A 19,480-nucleotide genomic window follows, 5' to 3' on the forward strand; every position below is an offset into this window, starting at 1 on the left:
AAGTCAAACCCCCCCGGACCCTGAGGCACGGAGGGGTGGGTGGCAACCAGCCACCATATGGAGCTCCAGAGGAAATTGGTCCAGGGCCCCTGCAGCGCAGAGACTGCGCAACGGTTGATGCCTTGTTCATTCAAGGCAACCCAACAATAGGCGAGCACCGGAGGGCTTTCAAGCCCCGGGGAGACCCGGGTTGCGCTCGATCAAGCGCTCGGCTTGTGCGCCTTCAGGCGGCGCCGTCCGTCTTCATCAGCGCATCGAACAGCGGGGCGATCCGGTCCTGCACGTCCTGGGGCATCGTGATCGGGCGGCCCCATTCGCGGCTCGTCTCGCCGGGCCACTTGTTGGTCGCATCGAGGCCCATCTTGCCGCCCAGGCCGCTGACCGGCGACGCGAAGTCGAGGTAGTCGATCGGCGTCTCGGGCACCAGCGTGGTGTCGCGCACCGGGTCCATGCGCGTGGTGATCGCCCAGATCACGTCCTGCCAGTCGCGGATGTTCACGTCGTCGTCGGTCACGACGATGAACTTCGTGTACATGAACTGGCGCAGGAAGCTCCACAGGCCGAACATCAGCCGCTTCGCATGGCCGGGGTAGCTCTTGCGGATCGAGATCACCGCCAGCCGGTAGCTGCAGCCCTCGGGCGGCAGGTAGAAGTCGACGATCTCCGGAAACTGCCGCTGCAGGATCGGCACGAAGACCTCGTTCAGCGCGACGCCGAGCACGGCGGGCTCGTCGGGCGGCTTGCCGGTGTAGGTCGAGTGGTAGACCGGATCGCGCCGGTGCGTCAGCCGGTCGATGCGGAAGACGGGGAACCAGTCCTGCTCGTTGTAATAGCCGGTGTGGTCGCCGTAAGGCCCTTCGAGCGCATGCAGGTAGCCGCCGATCTCGCGCAGCGGCACGCCGCGTTCGCTGCGGCCTTCGAAGCCCGGCGGGGCCGGCGGCAGGTGACCTTCGAGCACGATCTCGGCGTGGGCCGGCACCTGCAGCGGGCGGCCGGGCTCGCCGACGCGGCAGTCGACCAGTTCCGTCGCGCTTCCGCGCAGCAGGCCGGCGAACTGGTATTCCGACAGGCTGTCCGGGACCGGCGTGACGGCGCCGAGGATCGTCGCCGGATCGGCGCCCAGCGCCACCGCCACCGGGAACGGGCGTCCCGGCTGCACCCGCGCGAAGTCGCGGAAATCGAGTGCGCCGCCGCGGTGGGCGAGCCAGCGCATGATGACCTCGCGCCGCCCGATGACCTGCTGCCGGTAGATGCCGATGTTCTGGCGCAGCCGTGGCTTGTCCACGCCCTGCTGCGGCCCCCGGGTGACCACCAGCCCCCAGGTGAGCAGCGGTGCGGCGTCGCCCGGCCAGCAGGTCTGCACCGGCCAGCGCCCGAGATCCACGTCATCCCCTTCGAGCTCGACCTCGCGGCAAGGCCCGTCGCCGCGGCGGGTCGGCTTCATGGCCCACACCGCCTTGGCCAGCTGCATCAGCCGGCCGGCGTCCTTCAGGCCTTGCGGCGGCTCGGGTTCCTTCAGCCGCGCCAGCAGCGCCCCGATCTCCCGCAGCTCCGCCGTGCTGTCGGCGCCCATGCCCAGCGCCACCCGGCGCGGCGTGCCGAACAGGTTCGCGAGCACCGGCACGTCGAAGCCCTGCGGCCGCTCGAACCACAGCGCCGGACCGCCGCTCCGAAGCACCCGGTCGGCCAGCGCCGTCATCTCCAGCACCGTCGAAACAGGGGGGGTGATGCGTTTCAGCTCCCCCTGGCGCTCCAGCTGAGCGCAAAAGTCCCGCAAATCACGGTACTTCATGCCTTGGTGATATTAGAGGTCGAGCCCTTATGCTTGACCGGTTATTAGATGTCTTCCAGAATCCCGCCAACCTGATCTCGTCAGGGTTTACACGGTGTCCTTCCTCGTTGGGAGGCAAGGGCTCCGGAAGCTTGGAACAAGGCCGCCCGGCAACCGCCGCGAGCGGCTTTACAGCGAGCAGTCATTATCGTTGTCGCCTTCGCCGTGCCGCCTGTCGGCCGGCCGTGGAAGCGGCGACGTGGAAAGGAAGGACATGACAGCGATCGCCAACGTGCGCGCTGCCCTCGAGGCCTGCGCACGATCGTGCAACGTCTTCGTGCGCGACATCGGTGCCGGCCTGCTCGAGGTGTGCCACAACTCGCTGGCGCTGCTCGGCCTGTGCGTGGTGGCCGCGACCCTGTTCGCCGGCGGCCGGGACGACATGCGGCTGAGCATCGAGCAGCGTGCGCTCGACTGGCTGCTGGCGCGCCAGGAAGCCCGCGAGCCGGCCCCGCTGCCTGCCGAATTCAGCGAGCCGGACGCCATCGCCCGCGCCACCGCGCTCGATCCCAAGGACCTGCCGCGCCAGCAGGCGGCCGTCGCGCACTGGCTGTCCCGGCGCTACCGCGTCGCGCCCGAGCCGGTGGGCAGGCTGGTGCAGGAAGCATGGCACGTCGGCCAGCGCGTCGGCATGGACCCGACGCTGATCCTCGCGGTGATGGCCGTCGAGTCCAGCTTCAACCCGTTTGCGCAGAGCCCGGTCGGCGCGCAAGGCCTGATGCAGGTGATGACCCGCATCCACGATGACAAGTACGAAGCCTTCGGCGGGACGCGCGCGGCCTTCGACCCGGTGACCAACCTGCGGGTCGGCGTGCAGGTGCTCAAGGAGTGCATCGCCCGCGCCGGCGGCCTCGAGGCGGGCTTGCGCCACTACGTCGGTGCGGCCAACCTCGGCGAGGACGGCGGTTACGTCGGCAAGGTGCTCGCCGAGCAGCTGCACCTGCGCCGCGTCGTCGAAGGCAAGACGGTGTCGGTCACCGCGCCGCTGGTCAGCCCGCTGCCTGCCGCGACGCCGGCCCTGTCGATCGACGCTGCGCCGTCGCAGCCGGCCGCCGGCATCGAGCGCGTCGCGCTGGCGCGCTGACGCCCAGGCGCGGGGCGCTTCAGACGCCCTGCTCCGCTACACTGCAAGCCTCGCGCGACTGGCGATAGGGCCGTCCCGGCCCGAGGTGGATCACCACCATGGAGCGCGACCGGCGGGCGTCGATGCGCCGCCGGCTTTCGTAGCCGTTCGCCTGGGCAGCCCGCCCGAGCCCTCCCGACCGAGCGGAGGCCCGCGCGGGACCAACCTTCGACGAGGACTGCCCTCCATGTTCGACCGCAACCAATCCACCGTCGCCAACGTCGACCCCGAGCTCTGGAACACCATCCTGGCCGAGAACCGCCGCCAGGAAGAGCACATCGAGCTGATCGCCTCGGAGAACTACGCCTCGCCCGCGGTGATGGCGGCGCAGGGCTCCCAGCTGACCAACAAGTACGCCGAGGGCTATCCCGGCAAGCGCTACTACGGCGGCTGCGAGCACGTCGACGTCGTCGAGCAGTTGGCGATCGATCGGCTGAAAGCCTTGTTCGGCGCCGAGAACGCCAACGTGCAGCCGAACTCCGGCTCGCAGGCCAACCAGGCCGTGTTCTTCGGCCTGCTGCAGCCCGGCGACACCATCATGGGCATGAGCCTCGCCGAAGGCGGCCACCTGACGCACGGCATGCCGCTGAACATGAGCGGCAAGTGGTTCAAGGTCGTCAGCTACGGCCTCGACGCCAACGAGGCGATCGACTACGACGCGATGGAGCGCCTGGCGCACGAGCAGAAGCCCAAGCTGATCATCGCCGGCGCTTCGGCCTACTCGCTGCGCATCGACTTCGAGCGCTTCGCCAAGGTGGCCAAGGCGGTCGGCGCGTATTTCATGGTCGACATGGCGCACTACGCCGGGCTGATCGCCGCGGGCGTCTACCCGAACCCGGTGCCGCATGCCGACGTCGTCACGTCGACGACGCACAAGACGCTGCGCGGCCCGCGCGGCGGCCTGATCCTGATGAAGGATGCGGTCGCCAAGCAGATCAACAGCGCCATCTTCCCCGGCATCCAGGGCGGCCCGCTGATGCACGTGATCGCCGCCAAGGCGGTGGCCTTCAAGGAAGCGCTGTCGCCCGACTTCGAGGCCTACCAGCAGCAGGTGGTGAAAAACGCGGCCGCGATGGCCGAGACGCTGGTGCAGCGCGGCCTGCGCATCGTCTCGGGTCGCACCGAGAGCCACGTGATGCTGGTCGACCTGCGCGCCAAGGGCATCACCGGCAAGGAAGCCGAGAACGTGCTGGGGCAGGCACACATCACCTGCAACAAGAACGCGATCCCGAACGACCCGCAGAAGCCGATGGTGACCAGCGGCATCCGCCTCGGTTCTCCGGCGATGACGACGCGCGGCTTCGGCGAGGCCCAGGCCCGCGCCACCGCGAACCTGATCGCCGACGTGCTCGACAACCCGCACGACGAGGCGAACATCGCCGCGGTACGCGCGAAGGTGGCCGCGCTGACGCGCGACTTCCCGGTCTACCGCTGATCGGCGGCAACAGCCGGGGCAGCCCTCCACGACCCATCGATGCGCTGCCCCTACTGCGCCCACCACGAGACCCAGGTCGTCGAGACCCGCGAATCCGACGAAGGCGACGTCATCCGTCGGCGTCGCCGCTGCCTGAAGTGCGACAAGCGCTTCACGACCTACGAGCGCGCGGAGATCGCGATGCCGGCGGTCGTCAAGAAGGACGGCGCGCGCGTCGACTACGACCCCGCCAAGCCTCGCTCGTCGATGATGCTGGCGCTGCGCAAGCGGCCGGTCAGCGTCGAGCAGGTCGACGCCGCGCTCGAACGCATCCAGGACAAGCTGCTGGCCACCGGCGCCCGTGAGGTGCCGAGCTCGCGCATCGGCGAGCTGGTGATGCGCGAGCTCAAGCGCATGGACAAGGTGGCCTACGTGCGCTTCGCGTCGGTGTATCGAAGCTTCGAGGACGTCGACGCCTTCCGCCAGCTGATCCGGGACATCTGATTCCCCTCCCCCCTCCGGGGGTGGCCGATCCCCACCTCGGGGCGACGCGCGCCGGCGCGGCGATTCCTACAGTGGACGCATACCGAACACAGGGAGCGTCCACATGAACACCGCCAGCCACTTCCAGCCCACCTTCCGCCGCGCCGCCGCGCGCGGCATGACGCTCGTCGAGACGCTCTGCGCGACCTCGATCGTCGCGACGGCCCTGGGCGTCGCGGTACCGAACTTCACCGACTGGCAGCGCATCCAGGCGCTGCAATCGGCCGCCGCCGAGCTCGAGACCGACATCCAGTACGCCCGCTCGCTGGCCGTTGCCCGCAACGCCCCGGTGCGCCTGTCGGCACGCCCGCTCGACGGCGGTGGCAGCTGCTACGCCATCCACACCGGCGAGGCGCACGCCTGCGTCTGCCAGGGCGCTGGCCAGGTCCAGTGCGAAGGTCAGTCCGAGGTGCTGCGGCTGGTCGAGCACCGGGCCGGCGGTCCGGCGCAGCTGGTCAACGGCAAGCTGTCGATCGCATTCGCGCCGGACCACGGCACGGTGACGCCGACCGCCACCTTCAAGCTGGCGGATCCCAAGGGCCGGGCGCTGCACCAGGTGGTCAACATCATGGGCCGCACGCGCACCTGCTCGCCCGACGGAGCGGTGCATGGCGTCAAACCGTGCTGAAGTCCCCCAAGGACGTGGGGGGAGACGACGAGCGGCTGGTCATGGCGGACAAAAGGCGCGTCGACCGGCGACCACGCGGACGATCAATGCCACCATGCGGGCCATGCGTCAATCGATTCCGCCACGTCTTTGCCGGCAAGGCTTCACGCTGATCGAGCTGCTGATAACGATCGCCATCATCGGCATCCTGGCCTCCATCGCGTACCCGAACTTCATGGGTTCTGTGCGCAAGGGCCGACGCGCCGACGCCGTCGAGGGCATGACCAGGCTTCAACAGGCGCAGGAACGCTGGCGCGGCCGGAACGCGGCCTACACGACCAGCTTCGCCGACCTGGGCCTGCCCAGCGGCAACGTGTCGCCGAACGGGTACTACACCTATACGCTGGCCGTCGGGGCCGGCGCCGATGCGGGCTCGCAGTACACCATCACCGCCCAGGCGCAGGGCTCGCAGGTCAGCGACACGGCCTGCAAGTACCTGCGCGTGGCGATGGTGGGCGGAAACATGACCTACAGCTCTTCCGCCGACGGCAGCGCCTGGAATTCCGCGGGGGTCAACGCATGCTGGGCCAAGTGACCGTGCAAGCGCCTCGCCGGGCACGGCGCGGCTTCACGATGATCGAGCTCTTCGTCGGCGTCGCCATCGTGGCCATCATCCTCGCGCTCGGCGTGCCGTCGCTGCGCAACTGGATGGTCGCGCAACGCGTCTCCTCGGTGGCCACCGAACTGGTCACCGACATGCGCTACGCGCGTGCGGAGGCGATCAGCGCGAACGTGCAGGCCTTCATCGCTTTCTACAACATCGGCAACGGCTGCTACATCGTCTTCCGCGGTCCCCCCAATCGCGGCGAGGCCTGCGACTGTGCGGCCACGCCGAAGTGCCAGGCTCAATGGACCGAGCTGAAGACGGTCATCCTGCCGGACCCGGGTGATGTCCGCCTCACGACCCCGATGTCGCAACTGGCGTACGAGACCGGCAGTTCGCTCAGTCTGGACACGAATCTCTCCGCCACCGTGACGATCAACGGCGGCAGCCCGTCCCGCCAGTTGTCGGTCATTCCCACGTACGGCGTCAGCCAGCCGAAGATCTGTGCGCCCACCGGTTCCAAGATCCCCGGGTTCAAGCCATGCTAGTCACACCGCGTTTCGTCATTCGCGCGCGCCGAACAGGCCCGGTGCAGGGTTTGTCCATCGTCGAATTGCTGGTCGGTATCGCCGTCGGCATGTTCGTGCTGGCGGGCGCGACGATGGTGGTTTCCAACCAAATCTCTGACAACAAGCGGCTGCTGCTCGAGACACAGGTACAGCAGGACATGCGCGCCGCGATGGACATCATCGTGCGCGACATCCGGCGCAGCGGCTACACAAAGTTTGCCGACAGCCTCGTGCAGCCTGTCAACGCGCCAGCGAAGGCGGCGGTGGCCTATCGCCCGGCCGGCTACAACAACTTCTCTGCGACGCTGGGCAGTTCCATCACCTACAGCTATTCGAGCGAACCGGACAACGCCGCGAAGAACACTATCGAGGCCGACGACATGCACGGCTTTCGCCTGACAAGCGGAAAGATCGAGGCCCTGCTCGGTGCCGGCGGCTACCAGGCGCTGACCGATCCCAACGTCGTCACGATCACGTCGTTCGACATCACCCAGCAGGTCAGCGCCCCGATGCCGCTGCCGACCTGCGAAACAACGCCTTGCGCGACGGCCGCCTGCCCGCTGCCGAACGGCCAGTACGTCGCGACGCGCCACCTCGTGCTGACGATGAACGGACAGGCCGTGCATGACGCCAGCGTCCGGCGCCAGATCCGGGCCACCGTGCGCGTCCGCAACGACGAGGTGTGCCTGTGAAGCCGTCACTCTCCCGAGCCTTCCTTCGCCAACGGGGCGCCGCCACGCTCGCCGTGGTGATGGTGCTGTTCTTCATCCTCGCCATGGTCGCGGCATACACGAACCGCAACATGATCTTCGAGCAGCGCACGTCGTCCAACAGCTTCCGCGCCGCGCAATCGATGAGCGCCGCCGAGGCCGGTCTCGACTGGACCTTGTCGATGCTCAATGGGGGCATCGTCGGCCCCAGCTGCACGTCGATCGGTGCCACCGACGACTTCCGCAACCGCTACCTGACGCTGAAGGCCGACGGAACGTTCGAGGCGAAAGTCTGGGGGGGATTGCAGGCCCAGCCAGCCTGCATCGCCACCGACACCGGATGGAACTGCACCTGCCCGGTCGGACCGCCCGGCAACCTGACGCTGGGCGCCGAGGTCACGCGCCCGGTCTTCACGACCCGATTCGATCCCATGAACAACCTGCCGGGCGTCATCGTGCTCAACACCCGCGGTTGTGATGCCGCGCGCAGCGGTGCGATCAACGGTGGCAACGTCAACAGCGCGGGCAGTTGCCACATCGAGCCGATCAACCTCAACCTGGGTGGCTCCGGCGCGGTCAAGGTCGACTCGATGGCGACCTTGCGGGTGGCCGTCGCACTGGTGCCGGCGATGCCAGTGTTTCCTTCGGCCGCGATGACGGTTCGTGGCACCGTCGATCAGAGTGCCGGCGAACTCCGGGTGATCAATCCCGACAGCTCGACCGGCGTCGCGCTCCGCGTCGGCGGCGCGATCGTCGATCCGCTCGCCGTCAAGGCAGCCGGCCCGGCCGGCGGCACCGGCGAGGTCACCAAGGCCGGCGACACTACGCTGACCGACGTGCCGGCCAGCGACTTCTTCCGCCGCAGCTTCAACCTGCCGGCGACGCGTTACGGCGAGCAGCCGGCAGCGGTCTTCGTCAGTTGCCCGCTCGGATGCGATGCCAGCGCGGTCTTGTACAACGGCGTCACGTTGCCGCTCACAACGCTGGCTGCGCAGAATCCGACGCGCATCATCTACGTCAACGGCAACCTGACCTTCGCCGGCCTGCCGGGCCCGGTAACCATCGGAACCGCCGCGCTGCCGACCATGCTGGTGGTGAACGGGAACCTCACCTTCAACCAGCAGGTGGCATTCAACGGGCTGATCTACGTCGAAGGCGACGTGACCTGGAACGCGGCGGCAGCCGACGGCATCGTGCGAGGGGCGCTGCTGGTTCGGGGCAACTACGCAGGCTCCGGCACGGCGGCGGTTTCCTACGACCGGGCCATGGTCCAGCAGATTCGAGACGGCTACGGTTCGTTCGTCCGCGTCCCGGGCAGCTGGAGCACACGAGCGGGCACATGAAGATGACACGCCTTCCCTTCTCTCGTCGGCGCGGCGTCTCGCTCGTCGAAGCGCTGGTTGCGATGGCCGTCATGGCCTTCGGGATGCTGGCCGTGGTCGGCGTGCAAAGCACGCTGCGGTTCAATTCCGACATGGCCAAGCAGCGGGCCGAAGCCACGCGCCTGGCCGAGCAGGTCATCGAAGCGGCGCGGGGGTTCAACCTCGTGGGCACGGCCGGCGCCACCGACGCGGAGTTCGACGCCATCGCCGACCTCGCACCGGCCACCGTGAGCGGGCCCGAATACAACACGACCTATACCGTCGTGCGGAACGTGACGCCCGACCCCGCGGCGGGCGTGCGGCGGGCCGCGGTGATCATCGCCGCGACGGTGACCTGGACCGACCGCCAAGGCCTGGCCCAGGCGGTCACGCTGCGCGACACCATTTCCCGCGTCGATCCGGTGCTCTCGGGCATGGTCATCGCGCCGAAGACCCTGACGCCGATCGGCCGCCGCGACAACCGCCACCCGACCATTCCGCCGCGCGCGCACGACCTCGGCGACGGCACGAGCGTCTTCAAGCCGATCGAAACGGGCACGACGGCCTGGATGTTCAACAACACCACCGGCGTGATCACGCACATCTGCGTCGTTAGCGCGGCCAGCACGTCGAGCTCCTTCGTCGTCGCGCCGGCGACCTGCACCGCGCTGAGCTATGGCGGGCAGCTGCTGGCCGGCGAAATCCGCTTCAACCTGCGCGACATCGCCCAGGACCTGGGGAACGGCACCAGTGCGATGAAGCCGGTGCCGACCGACACGGTGGCGTGGGTGATCGATCACGCGACGTCGAAGATCGTCAAGAACTGCACCTCGATCGGCACCGGTACGCCGACTTCGTCCTTGACCGATACCCTGGTGGCCGGCTGTCCCCTGGCGAACGCGGCGATCGCGCCCTTCGCCGTCACCGACGCCGCTTATGTGCTCACCGCAGCCGACTCGGAGAACCCGCGCTGGCCCGTGCTGCCGGTCGAGGTGCGAATGGGCGCGGGCGGCGTGTTGTCGACCGGGCAGCCCTGGACCTGCTTCAGCTCGGCCGCGAGCTTGCTCAAGACTGCCGTGGCGACAGCACCCGTCCAGATGTCGGCGGAGTATTTCTGCGTCATCAGCGGCACGGGCGTCACTTCGTGGTCCGGCCGCTCCGAGCTTCGTCCCGTGGGGTACGGGGGTCTATCGTCGCCCAAGTGGGCCATCGGCAACGCCGCCTACGAATACAAGGTGTGCCGATACACCCAGTCGACCCTGCCGGTCACGACGAACGCTGACCATCCGCTGGACTACACGAGTGTGGTGGGCAACCTGATCAACCAGAACTTCCTCGTGATCAGCGCGCTGAAAGCCTGCCCGAGCGACAGTGCGGCCAATCCGGTCACGGGTGACATGGTCAACAGCAATACGCTCCAGCACCAGCCCACGCCCCCTTGAGCGCGTGGATGAGCAGGGGTCAGTGCAGGCCGCTGACCCGCACCGCCGGCGTGCTGAACTCGCGGCCGACCACCGCCCGCGCGTAGAGGTAGTTGCAGCGGGCCCGTTCGCTCAACGCGTCAAGGTCTACTTGACCCGCCGCATCACACGGGAAGGACATGCCGCGGCCTTCGATGAACAGCGAGTCGAAGCGCAGTTCGTAGCTGCTGGCGTCGTGGCTGCGGGCGCTGTGCGACATGGTGTCCTCGGTGCAGTGCTTTGCGTTTCGGATGAACCAAAGCATAGACAAGGCGTCGCGGCGGCGCGCTCGGTCAGTGACTGAGCGTGAGGTCGGCGCGACGGTGCGCTGCGTGTAGGAATCCGCCCGACAAGGCAGCCGGCGGATGGAGACGGCGCCGGCAGCAGTTCACGATCGAGCGGGAGACATTCGGCGGGAGCCGACCGAAGCCACGAGGACACGGAGTGCGTACGGCACAAGACGTACGGCACAAAAACAAACGCCACCTGACGGTGGCGCGGCTGCTTGAAGTTTGGCGGAGTGGACGGGACTCGAACCCGCGACCCCCGGCGTGACAGGCCGGTATTCTAACCGACTGAACTACCACTCCGCTGTCGGCTCAAGCAAGTCTTGCACTATAGCATGGAGCAAAAGGCGTTGGCAACATTGCGAGGCAAATCTTCGTGCAGCGCCTGCATCGCGCGTCGCGCTGGCGAGAATCGTCCGCATGCAAGCCGCGCTGCTGATGATCGTTGCCGCCTTTCTCTTCGCGACGATGGGCGTGGCCGTGAAGCTCGCGTCGGCGCTGTACGGCACCGGCGAGATCGTCTTCTACCGTGGCCTGATCGGCACGCTGATGATCGCGGCGATCTCGCGCTGGCGCGGGGTGCCCCTGCGCACGCCGGTGCCGGCGATGCACTTCTGGCGCAGCACCAGCGGCGTCGCGGCGCTGATGCTGTGGTTCTACGCGATCGGCAACCTGCCGCTGGCGACCGCGGTCACGCTGAACTACATGTCGTCGGTGTGGATGGCGCTGTTCCTGCTCGGTGGCGCGGTGCTGCTGGGCGCCTCGCGGGTCGACTGGCGACTGCTGCTCGCGGTGATGGTGGGCTTTGCGGGCGTCGCGTTGATCCTGCGGCCGACGATGGCGCAGAACCAGCTGTGGCACGGCATGGCGGGCGTGCTGTCGGGCATGCTCGCCGCGATGGCCTACCTGCAGGTCACCGCACTCGGCCGCGCCGGCGAGCCCGAACTGCGCGTGGTGCTGTATTTCTCGCTCGGCAGCGCGATCGCCGGCGCCGTCACCGCGGTCTTCGAGGGTTTCCACGCGCACAGCTGGCGCGGGGCAATGCTGCTGCTGGCCACGGGGCTGCTGGCGACGGTCGCGCAGCTCATGATGACGCGGGCCTATTCGATCGGTCGGCCGCTGGTCAACGCCAGCCTGCAATACCTGGGCATCGTGTTCTCGTTCTTCCTCGGCGTCTGGATCTTCGGCGACCCGGTGACCTGGATGGCACTGGCCGGCATGGCGCTGATCGTCGCCGCCGGCATCGGGGCGAGCCGCTTGCGCAGCCAGGCCGCGCCGCAGTCCAATAGGCCGACGAGCGAGTCCTGAGGCGCTGCGCGGCCAGCCCGCTTGCATCCGCTTGCGGCATGTCATGCGCGGTCGCACCTGCGGCGGCACACTGGCCACGGGGCGGATCTGGCGGCGTGCAGCACACGGGCCTCGCCCCGGTTCCCACCAGGAGGTTGACCATGTACAAGCGCATCCTCGTTCCGACCGATGGTTCCGAGATCACCGCCAAGGCGGTGCAAACCGCGCTGACGCTGGCCAAGGCCGTCGGTGCGACGCTGGCCACCGTCAGCGTCAAGGAGCCCTTCCCGTACAGCGCGATTTCCGAGATGCAGCCGGTGCCGCCGCAGGAGTTCTACGACGCGCAGGAACGTATCGCGGCCTCCCGCGTGAAATCGGTGGTCGACGCCGCCCAGGCGGCCGGCCTGCCCTGCGAGGCCTACACCGTCGAGGCGCTGCACCCATGGGAAGCGATCCTCGACCAGGCCAAGCAGCTCGGTTGCGACCTGATCGTGATGGCCTCGCACGGCCGCCGCGGCGTCGCCGCGATGCTGCTGGGCAGCGAGACCAACCGCGTGCTGACGCACAGCCACCTGCCGGTGCTGGTCGTCAAGTAGCCACGGCGGCTTCCGGATAGAAGGCCTGCGGCGCCAGCCGCGGGCGCGCCACTGGCTCGGGCACGCTGCTGGTGATCGCGAACTCGCTGCGCGAAGTGTCGCGCAGCGCCGGCGCGATCACCGCCCGGCCCTGCGATGTCGTCAAGGTCGACACCCACGGCGCATTCGCGCTGCGGCCGCGCCGCACGACGATCGCCAGCTCGCCCGATACCAGCCGCACCAGGCAGCCGGGCGGGTAGATGCCGAATTCCTTGATCAGCAGCGCCGCGAGCGGATCGCCCGGGTTGTCCATGAACAGCTGCCGCGCGGCGATCTGCGCCGGCAGCGCCGGCCGTGTCGCGCGGGCGCTGTGCTTGGCGGTGAACTGGTCGGTCAGCCGCAGCAGCTGCGCCATCGTGCCGGGTTCGGCGCGGCTGCGCGGATAACCACCACCGCCGCGGCGCTCGTGGTGATCCTCGACGGCGGCCAGCCAGGGCTCGTCGTCGAGCCCGGCGTTGCGCAGCAGGCGTGCGGACTGCGTCGGGTGTTCGACGATCAGCTCGCGCTGGCGCCTGGTCGGCGGGGTCGGCTGGCGCGCCAGCACGCCCTGCAGCTCGATCATCGCGAGGTTCATCGTCAGCGCCGCGCCGATGATGCGCTGCTGGTCGGCGCGGTCCCAGCCCAGGCGCTGCGCCATCAGGTTGCAGACGCAGGCGACATGCAGCGCATGCGTGATGCCGTAGGTCTCGAAGCGGCCGTGGTCCTGGCGCAGGATCAGGAACAGCAGCAGGTCGGTGTTCATCGCCGACAGCGCCTGCACATGCAGCGCGGCGTCGCGCACGCGCTGCAGGAAGAGCTTCTCGAGCGGGTTGGCGAGCACCTGCGCCAGGTTGCTGCACAGCCTGTCCCAGCGCTCGAACGGCGTGCCGGCAGCCAGTTCCGGTGCCGGCGCTGGGGCCGGCGCCGCGGGCTGGGCGACGGCATCGGCGGCCGCTTCGGCGGCTTCGACGAAGACGCCGCGCGCGAACAGCGCCTCCAGCATCACCTCGCTGTCGACGAGGTGCCCCTTGCCGAGCAGCAGGTTGCCGCGCTCGTCGCGCACGCCCCACGGCAGCGGCTGGCCGGGGGCGAGGCGATCGCGCAGGTCGGCCAAGGGCAGCAGTTTCATGCCGTCGTTCTTCGGCCCCGGCGACGGCCGCCTTGAGGGTTCGCGTCAGTGACTGTGCAACAAACTGCGAGCGAGCCAGACCAGGGCCAAGCCGGCGCCGATGAGCCCGAGCTGCGTCGCGGTGTCGCGCAGCGGCAGCCGGCGCTGCAGCTGCGGCAGCAGGTCGGCCACGGCGACGTAGATGAAGCTGGAGCTCGCGATCACCAGCAGATACGGAAACAGCGCTTCCCAGGCGCCGACGACGAAGTAGCCGAGCACGCCGCCGACCACCGCGGCCAGGCCCGACAGCGCGTTGTACAGCAGCGCCTTGGCCCGGCTGAAGCCGGCGTTGAGAAGCACGATGTAGTCGCCGACTTCCTGCGGGATCTCGTGCGCGATGATGGCCGCGGAGGTCACCACGCCGAGCTTCGGATCGGCGAGGAAGGCCGCGGCGATGATGATGCCGTCGCAGAAGTTGTGGATGCTGTCGCCCAGCAGCACGCTCCAGCCGCCACGTCCGGCCTGCTCGGCATCGAAATGGTGGTGGTGGTGGTGCCCGTCACCCTCGTGATGGTGTCCATGGCGGTAGAGCTCGGCCTTCTCCAGCAGGAAGAAGAACAGCAGCCCGGCCAGCAGCGTGAGGAACAGCCGCTGCGGCTCGACATGGCTCTCGAAAGCCTCCGGCATCACGTGCAGCAGCGCGGTGCCCAGCAGCACGCCCACCGACAGGCTCACCAGCTGGCGCACCAGCACGCCGAGCAGCGCCTGCGTGACCGACGCGGCGATCAGCACCGACAGCAGCCCGCCGGCGGTGGTCGCCAGCACGATGTAGAGCAGGGTCATCGATCAGCGGCGCGTCAGGCGACCCCGTGCTGCCTGAACCAGGCGAGGCAGCGTTTCCAGCCGTCGTCGGCGGCTTCCCGGCGATAGCTGGGCCGGTAGTCCGCGTGGAAGGCATGCGGCGCCTCCGGGTAGACCACGAACGCCGAGCGCTTCGCGGCGGCGCTGCCGCCGGCCAGCGCCCCCTTCATCTTCTCGACGTCGGCCAGCGGGATGCCGCCGTCCTTCTCGCCGTACAGGCCCAGCACCGGCGCGTGCAGCTTGCCGACGAGGTCGACCGGGTGCGCCGGCGTCAGCGGCGACGCCGGCCCGGTCAGCCGGCCGTACCACGCGGCCGCGGCCTTCAGCGCCGGGTTGTGCGCCGCATAGAGCCAGGTGATGCGCCCGCCCCAGCAGAAGCCGGTGATCGCCAGCTTCGAGGCATCGGCGCCCTGCGCCTTGGCCCAGGCCACCGTCGCGTCGAGGTCGCCCATCACCTGCGCATCGGGCACCTTGTTGACCACCTCGGCCAGCAGCTTGGCGATCTCGCCGTACGAACCGGCGTCGCCCTGGCGCACGAAGAGCTCCGGCGCGACCGCGCAGTAGCCCTGCTTCGCGAAGCGCCGTGCCACGTCGGCGATGTATTCGTGCACGCCGAAGATCTCGCTGACCACCAGCACCAGCGGCGCGCCGGTCTTGCCGGCGGGCTGCGCACGGTAGGCCGGCATGCGGAAGTCGCCCACGGGGATGGTCACCTCGCCGACGGTCAGGCCGTCAACGTCGGTCTTGACCACTGTCTGCGCCGACACCGGCAGCACCGCGGCGGCGAAGCCGGCGCCGACGCTGCCACGCACGAAGTCGCGGCGGCTGAAGTCGCGGGTGGGGGTCAGGCTGTCGAGGTCCTGCTGCAGCATGGTGGAGAAGCTCCTCTCGAAGGAAGGACCGGTCCGGCGGACGAAAGGCGAGATTCTAGAGAGCCGTTGCCGCTAGCATGCCGCCCCATGCCTTCCCGCCCGCCTTCCGCCAGCGCCCCGCTCGCCGCCATCGATATCGGCTCCAACAGCTTCCGCCTCGAGATCGGCCAGCTGCAACATGGCCGCTACCGCCGCATCGCCTACCTGAAGGACACGGTGCGCCTGGGCGCCGGGCTCGACGCCGACGGCTACCTGACTGAAGACGCCGCACAGCGCGGCCTGGCCTGCCTGCAGCGCTTCGCCGAGCGCCTGCAGGGCTTCGAGCTGTCGCAGGTGCGGGCGGTCGCGACGCAGACGCTGCGCGAGGCGCGCAACCGCGATGCCTTCCTCGTGCGTGCGCAGGCCGCGCTGGGCTTCCCGATCGAGGTGATCTCCGGCCGCGAGGAAGCGCGCCTGATCTACGCCGGCGTCGCGCACCTGCAGCCCTCGGAAGCGCCGCGCCTGGTCATCGACATCGGCGGGCGCAGCACCGAGATGATCCTCGGCAGCGGCGTGGTGCCCAAGGTCGCCGAGTCGTTCAAGGTCGGCAGCGTCAGCCTGTCGATGCGCTGGTTTCCGGACGGGCGCCTGACCGAAGAAGGTTTCCGCAACGCGCAGGTCGCCGCCGGCGCGGAACTCGAGGAAGCGCTGGAACCCTTCTCGCCGCGCCACTGGCGCGAGGCGCTGGGCTCGTCGGGCACGGCCGGCGCGGTATCGCAGATCCTGGCCGCCGCCGGTTTGTCCGACGGCCGCATCACGCCCGAGGGCCTGCGCTGGTGCATCGCCCGCTGCATCGCCGCCGGCCATGTCGACCGGCTCGACCTGCCCTCGCTGGCCGCCGACCGGCGTCCGATCATCGCCGGCGGGCTGTCGCTGCTGTACACGCTGGTCACGCACTTCGGCATCGAAGCGCTGCAGCCGGCCAAGGGGGCGCTGCGCCAGGGGGTGATCGTCGACCTGCACGAGCGCCACGCCGCGCAGCGCCACCGCGCCGGCGCCGGTGCCGGCGACGTGCGCGATGCCAGCGTCGCCGAGCTGCAGGCGCGCTTCGGCGCCGACCGCACGCAGGCCGCGCGCGTGCGGTCCATCGCCACGACGCTGTTTGCCGCGGCACGACCCGAGGCCGACGACGAGGCGCAGCGCGAGCTCGGCTGGGCGTGCGACCTGCACGAGATCGGCCTGATGGTGTCGCACCACGACCACCACCGCCACAGCGCCTACCTGATGGCGCATGTCGATGCCGCCGGCTTCTCGCAGAGCCAGCAGCGCCGCATCGCCGACCTCGTGCTCGGCCAGCGCGGTGGCCTGCGCAAGATCGAGGCCCAGCTGGCGAGCGAGCTGTTCGCATGGCAGGTGCTCGCGCTGCGGCTGGCGGCGATCAAGTGCCATGCACGCGCGCCGGTCAGCACGAAGGTGCTGCGCCTGGCGCGCGACGGCCGCCATGCGGTGCTCGGCTTCGACGCCGCCTGGGCCGCGACGCATCCACGCACGCTGCACCTGCTGCAGGAAGAGGCCGACAGCTGGCAGAAGCTCGACGCGCCGCGGCTGCGCCTGCAGACGCACTGACGTCCAGGCCGGCTACAGCTTTTCCGGCGTGCGCACCGACACCAGCACCACCTCCGGCACGCCTTCGCGCTCGCGGTGGCGCAGCCACCAGACCGCACCCTTGCGCACGGTCCACGCCGGCTGCTGTACCGCATCGGCGCCGGCCATCAGGTAGGCGGCCACCTGCCCCAGCGTCGGCTGGTGGCCGATCACCAGCACCGGCTCGCGCGCGTCGGGCCAGCGCACCGCTTCCAGCAGCTGGTTGACGCCGGCCCCGGGCGCCAGGCCGTCGTTGATGCGCAGCTTGCGGCCCAGCGCCTCGGCGGTCTGGCGGGCGCGCAGGGCCGGGCTGACCAGCACGCGCGTGCTTTCCGGCAGGAAGCGGTTGAGCCAGTCGGCCATGCGGTGCGCCTGCTTGAGGCCGCGCCCGGTCAGCGGACGCTCGAGGTCGGCTTCACCGTCGGCGGCCTCGCGCGCTTCCGCATGCCGCCACAGGATCAGGTCCATGCAAGTCCTCTTCCGTGCCGATCCAACGCATCGGCCGATATCGAAACCCATTCATGACATTCGTGCAACAGGAGGATGACGACGTCGGGCCTGTTCGCCACAACGGCGCGCGACGGTCGCCCCGCATGCTGGCGACCGCCGATGACAGGGCCATGAAAACCGCGCTACGCTCGCCCGCCATGACCAACGATGCGTTGCGCGCCGTGCGCCGACTCGCGGCCTGCGCCAGGCTGCTCGGCATCGCGGCGGCCCTGGCCGGTTGCGGAGGCGGTGGCGGCGGAGGCGGGGGGGCGCCCGCGCCCGCCCCACCCCCGGTCGAGCCGAGCTTCACCGACAGCACGGTCTACTCGAACGCCGCGACCGCGTCGCTCGCCACGCCCAGCGAAGCGCGTGCGGTGACGCGCCACCAGTGGGTCAGCGGCACGCGCACGCTGGCCTACACCGCGAGCGCCGGCCACCTCACCGCCACCGAGGTGCGCAGCGGCGCACCGCAGGCCTCGTTCTTCCACGTCGCCTACACGCTCGACGGCGCGGCCCCGGCCACGCGGCCGGTCACCTTCTTCTTCAACGGCGGCCCCGGCTCGGCGTCGATGTGGCTGCACCTCGGCTCGTTCGGGCCGAAGCGGCTGGTCGCCAACATGCCGAGCAACCAGATCGCCGAACACTTCGCGCTGGTCGACAACGCCGAGACGCTGCTCGACGTCAGCGATCTCGTCTTCGTCGACGCGGTGGGCACCGGCCAGTCGCAGGCGATCGCGCCGGCGAACAACCGCACCTTCTGGGGCGTCGACGCCGACGCGCGTGTCTTCCGCGACTTCATCGCCCGCTGGCTCGACGCCAACGGCCGCCGCGATTCGCCGCGCGTGGTGTTCGGCGAGTCCTACGGCACGCTGCGCGCGGCGCTGCTGGCCGAGGAGCTCGAAGCCGCCGGCGTCGGCCTCGACGGCGTCGTGCTGCTGTCGTCGATCCTCGACTACAACAGCAACTGCGCGGTGTTCGAGCCCGGCCGCGTCAACTGCGCGGGCTATCTGCCGAGTTACGCGGCCACGGCGGCACACTACAGCGTCGCGTCGCCGCCGCCGGCGGACGTCGACGCCTTCGTGCTCGGCTCCATGAACTTCGCCGACCAGCGCTACGGCCCGGCGGTCGCCGCCTTCATCGCCGGCACCGGTCAGCCCCAATCCGACGCCACGCTGGTCAGCGAGCTGGTCGCGCTGACCGGCGCCAGCGCCGCCACCTGGCAGCAGCAGTTCAGCCTGCGGCCCGACCGCTACCGCGAACGCTTCCGCGCCGGGCAGCTGATCGGCCGCTACGACTCGCGCATCATCGGCGCGCTCGGCAGCCCGCTGGCGCGCGACGGCGACCCGTCGCTGACGGTGATCGAGGCACCGTTCGTCACCGCGATGAACGAGTTGCTGCCGCAGACGCTGAACTACCGCAGCCCGTCGCCCTACGTCAGTTTCACCGACGCCGCGATCAACGTCTGGCAGTGGCAGCACGACGGCAAGGCGCTGCCCGACGGCGTGCCCGACCTCGCCGCCGCGATGCTGCTGAACCCGCGGCTGCGCGTGCTGTCGCTGAACGGCCGGCACGACCTCGCGACACCCTTCCACCAGACCGTGCTCGACCTGCGCCGCTTCGGCAACCGGCCGACGATCGCCGTGCAGCATGTCGCCGGCGGCCACATGACCTACCTGGACGATGCCGGCCGGCGCGCGCAGCGCGACGCGCTCGGCACGTTCTACCGCGCGCTGAGGACCACGCCATGAAGCGCCTGCTGCCCTGGTGGCTGCTGATCGCCGCGACGGCCGCGGCCGCGCAGACGGCGGACGAACCGCGCCTGCGCCGCATGGACCCCTGGGTGGCGCCCGAAGCGCGCATCCGCAGCCCCGATGCACCGGCCGCCGGCGCCGCGCTCGACGCGCAGGCGCTGGCGAAGCTCAAGCGCCGCTTCGACGCCGCCGACGCGCAGCGCAGCGGCGCGCTGACCCGCGCGCAGGCCGAGCGCGCCGGCCTCGGCTTCGTCGCGCGCCACTTCGAGCAGATCGACCGCAGCGGCCGAGGCGCAGTCAGCTTCGACGACCTGAAGCGCTACCTCGCCGAGCGCGAACGGGCGCGCTGACCCCGGCCGGGCGCGC

20 protein-coding genes, 1 tRNA gene and 1 riboswitch are annotated in these 19,480 nt (G+C 69.7%); of the genes, 14 read left to right on the forward strand and 7 right to left on the reverse strand.

Going from position 1 to position 19,480, the window contains the following annotated elements:
* Positions 1–223 precede the first annotated feature (223 nt).
* Positions 224–1,792, reverse strand: coding sequence for a UbiD family decarboxylase domain-containing protein (locus P1K89_RS04880; protein ID WP_284615243.1), 1,569 nt, complete (start codon positions 1,790–1,792; stop codon positions 224–226).
* Positions 1,793–2,045: 253 nt separating this feature from the next.
* Here P1K89_RS04880 and P1K89_RS04885 point away from each other — a divergent pair, with 253 nt between their 5' ends.
* The 9 genes from P1K89_RS04885 (at position 2,046) to P1K89_RS04925 (ending at position 10,204) form a co-directional block, all read left to right on the forward strand.
* Complete coding sequence (locus P1K89_RS04885; protein WP_284615244.1) at positions 2,046–2,915, forward strand: lytic transglycosylase domain-containing protein; 870 nt, start codon at positions 2,046–2,048, stop codon at positions 2,913–2,915.
* Between the two features lie 44 nt (positions 2,916–2,959).
* Positions 2,960–3,079: riboswitch (ZMP/ZTP riboswitch) on the forward strand.
* Between the two features lie 62 nt (positions 3,080–3,141).
* Positions 3,142–4,389, forward strand: coding sequence for a serine hydroxymethyltransferase (gene glyA, locus P1K89_RS04890; protein ID WP_284615245.1), 1,248 nt, complete (start codon positions 3,142–3,144; stop codon positions 4,387–4,389).
* Positions 4,390–4,428: 39 nt separating this feature from the next.
* Complete coding sequence (gene nrdR, locus P1K89_RS04895) at positions 4,429–4,872, forward strand: transcriptional regulator NrdR (RefSeq protein ID WP_284615246.1); 444 nt, start codon at positions 4,429–4,431, stop codon at positions 4,870–4,872.
* 103 nt (positions 4,873–4,975) lie between these two features.
* Positions 4,976–5,539, forward strand: a complete 564-nt coding sequence (locus tag P1K89_RS04900; RefSeq protein ID WP_284615247.1) for a GspH/FimT family pseudopilin — start codon at positions 4,976–4,978, stop codon at positions 5,537–5,539.
* 94 nt (positions 5,540–5,633) lie between these two features.
* Positions 5,634–6,113 carry a type IV pilin protein gene (locus tag P1K89_RS04905; protein WP_284615248.1) on the forward strand — a complete coding sequence of 160 codons (480 nt, stop codon included), beginning with the start codon at positions 5,634–5,636 and terminating at the stop codon, positions 6,111–6,113.
* Positions 6,098–6,670: a GspH/FimT family pseudopilin gene (locus tag P1K89_RS04910; RefSeq protein WP_284615249.1), complete on the forward strand. Its 573-nt coding sequence runs from the start codon at positions 6,098–6,100 to the stop codon at positions 6,668–6,670. Before P1K89_RS04905 ends, P1K89_RS04910 begins: the two co-directional genes overlap by 16 nt.
* The gene (locus P1K89_RS04915; protein ID WP_284615250.1) at positions 6,664–7,383 is read left to right on the forward strand and encodes a PilW family protein; all 720 of its coding nucleotides are present in this window, start codon (positions 6,664–6,666) and stop codon (positions 7,381–7,383) included. The genes P1K89_RS04910 and P1K89_RS04915 overlap by 7 nt, the downstream gene beginning before the upstream one ends.
* On the forward strand, positions 7,380–8,744 hold the full coding sequence (locus P1K89_RS04920) for a PilX N-terminal domain-containing pilus assembly protein (protein WP_284615251.1): 1,365 nt from the start codon (positions 7,380–7,382) through the stop codon (positions 8,742–8,744). Before P1K89_RS04915 ends, P1K89_RS04920 begins: the two co-directional genes overlap by 4 nt.
* On the forward strand, positions 8,741–10,204 hold the full coding sequence (locus P1K89_RS04925) for a prepilin-type N-terminal cleavage/methylation domain-containing protein (RefSeq protein ID WP_284615252.1): 1,464 nt from the start codon (positions 8,741–8,743) through the stop codon (positions 10,202–10,204). The genes P1K89_RS04920 and P1K89_RS04925 overlap by 4 nt, the downstream gene beginning before the upstream one ends.
* Before the next feature lie 19 nt (positions 10,205–10,223).
* Here P1K89_RS04925 and P1K89_RS04930 read toward each other — a convergent pair whose 3' ends face one another.
* Both P1K89_RS04930 and P1K89_RS04935 read right to left on the reverse strand, forming a co-directional pair.
* Entirely contained in the window at positions 10,224–10,442 is a 219-nt protein-coding gene (locus tag P1K89_RS04930) for a hypothetical protein (RefSeq protein ID WP_284615253.1), read from the reverse strand.
* A gap of 293 nt (positions 10,443–10,735) precedes the next feature.
* Positions 10,736–10,812 (reverse strand) — tRNA-Asp (locus P1K89_RS04935).
* A 117-nt stretch (positions 10,813–10,929) separates the two neighbouring features.
* On the opposite strand from P1K89_RS04935, the gene P1K89_RS04940 reads away from it, so the two are divergent.
* The gene (locus P1K89_RS04940) at positions 10,930–11,817 is read left to right on the forward strand and encodes a DMT family transporter (protein WP_284615254.1); all 888 of its coding nucleotides are present in this window, start codon (positions 10,930–10,932) and stop codon (positions 11,815–11,817) included.
* 140 nt (positions 11,818–11,957) lie between these two features.
* Positions 11,958–12,392, forward strand: a complete 435-nt coding sequence (locus P1K89_RS04945) for a universal stress protein (RefSeq protein ID WP_284615255.1) — start codon at positions 11,958–11,960, stop codon at positions 12,390–12,392.
* On the opposite strand, the gene P1K89_RS04950 is transcribed toward P1K89_RS04945, so the two are convergent.
* Genes P1K89_RS04950 through P1K89_RS04960 form a run of 3 tightly spaced genes read right to left on the reverse strand, consistent with a single transcriptional unit; the run spans position 12,385 to position 15,251 of the window.
* Complete coding sequence (locus P1K89_RS04950) at positions 12,385–13,539, reverse strand: HD-GYP domain-containing protein (protein ID WP_284615256.1); 1,155 nt, start codon at positions 13,537–13,539, stop codon at positions 12,385–12,387. The two genes, P1K89_RS04945 and P1K89_RS04950, sit on opposite strands and share 8 nt — an antisense overlap.
* Before the next feature lie 45 nt (positions 13,540–13,584).
* Positions 13,585–14,361: a ZIP family metal transporter gene (locus P1K89_RS04955; protein WP_284615257.1), complete on the reverse strand. Its 777-nt coding sequence runs from the start codon at positions 14,359–14,361 to the stop codon at positions 13,585–13,587.
* A 14-nt stretch (positions 14,362–14,375) separates the two neighbouring features.
* Positions 14,376–15,251 carry a dienelactone hydrolase family protein gene (locus P1K89_RS04960; protein ID WP_284615258.1) on the reverse strand — a complete coding sequence of 292 codons (876 nt, stop codon included), beginning with the start codon at positions 15,249–15,251 and terminating at the stop codon, positions 14,376–14,378.
* Between the two features lie 87 nt (positions 15,252–15,338).
* Between P1K89_RS04960 and ppx the strand changes: the two genes are divergently transcribed.
* Complete coding sequence (ppx, locus tag P1K89_RS04965) at positions 15,339–16,856, forward strand: exopolyphosphatase (protein WP_284615259.1); 1,518 nt, start codon at positions 15,339–15,341, stop codon at positions 16,854–16,856.
* Positions 16,857–16,868: 12 nt separating this feature from the next.
* On the opposite strand, the gene sixA is transcribed toward ppx, so the two are convergent.
* Complete coding sequence (gene sixA, locus P1K89_RS04970; protein ID WP_284615260.1) at positions 16,869–17,342, reverse strand: phosphohistidine phosphatase SixA; 474 nt, start codon at positions 17,340–17,342, stop codon at positions 16,869–16,871.
* A 179-nt stretch (positions 17,343–17,521) separates the two neighbouring features.
* On the opposite strand from sixA, the gene P1K89_RS04975 reads away from it, so the two are divergent.
* Together P1K89_RS04975 and P1K89_RS04980 are read left to right on the forward strand one after the other, a co-directional pair.
* Positions 17,522–19,111 (forward strand): S10 family serine carboxypeptidase-like protein, encoded by a 1,590-nt coding sequence (locus P1K89_RS04975; protein WP_284615261.1) that lies wholly within the window; start codon positions 17,522–17,524, stop codon positions 19,109–19,111.
* On the forward strand, positions 19,108–19,464 hold the full coding sequence (locus P1K89_RS04980) for an EF-hand domain-containing protein (protein ID WP_284615262.1): 357 nt from the start codon (positions 19,108–19,110) through the stop codon (positions 19,462–19,464). The genes P1K89_RS04975 and P1K89_RS04980 overlap by 4 nt, the downstream gene beginning before the upstream one ends.
* The last annotated feature ends 16 nt before the right edge of the window (positions 19,465–19,480 follow it).

This window comes from Aquabacterium humicola (genome assembly GCF_030167915.1).
Lineage (GTDB): Bacteria > Pseudomonadota > Gammaproteobacteria > Burkholderiales > Burkholderiaceae_C > Pseudaquabacterium > Pseudaquabacterium humicola.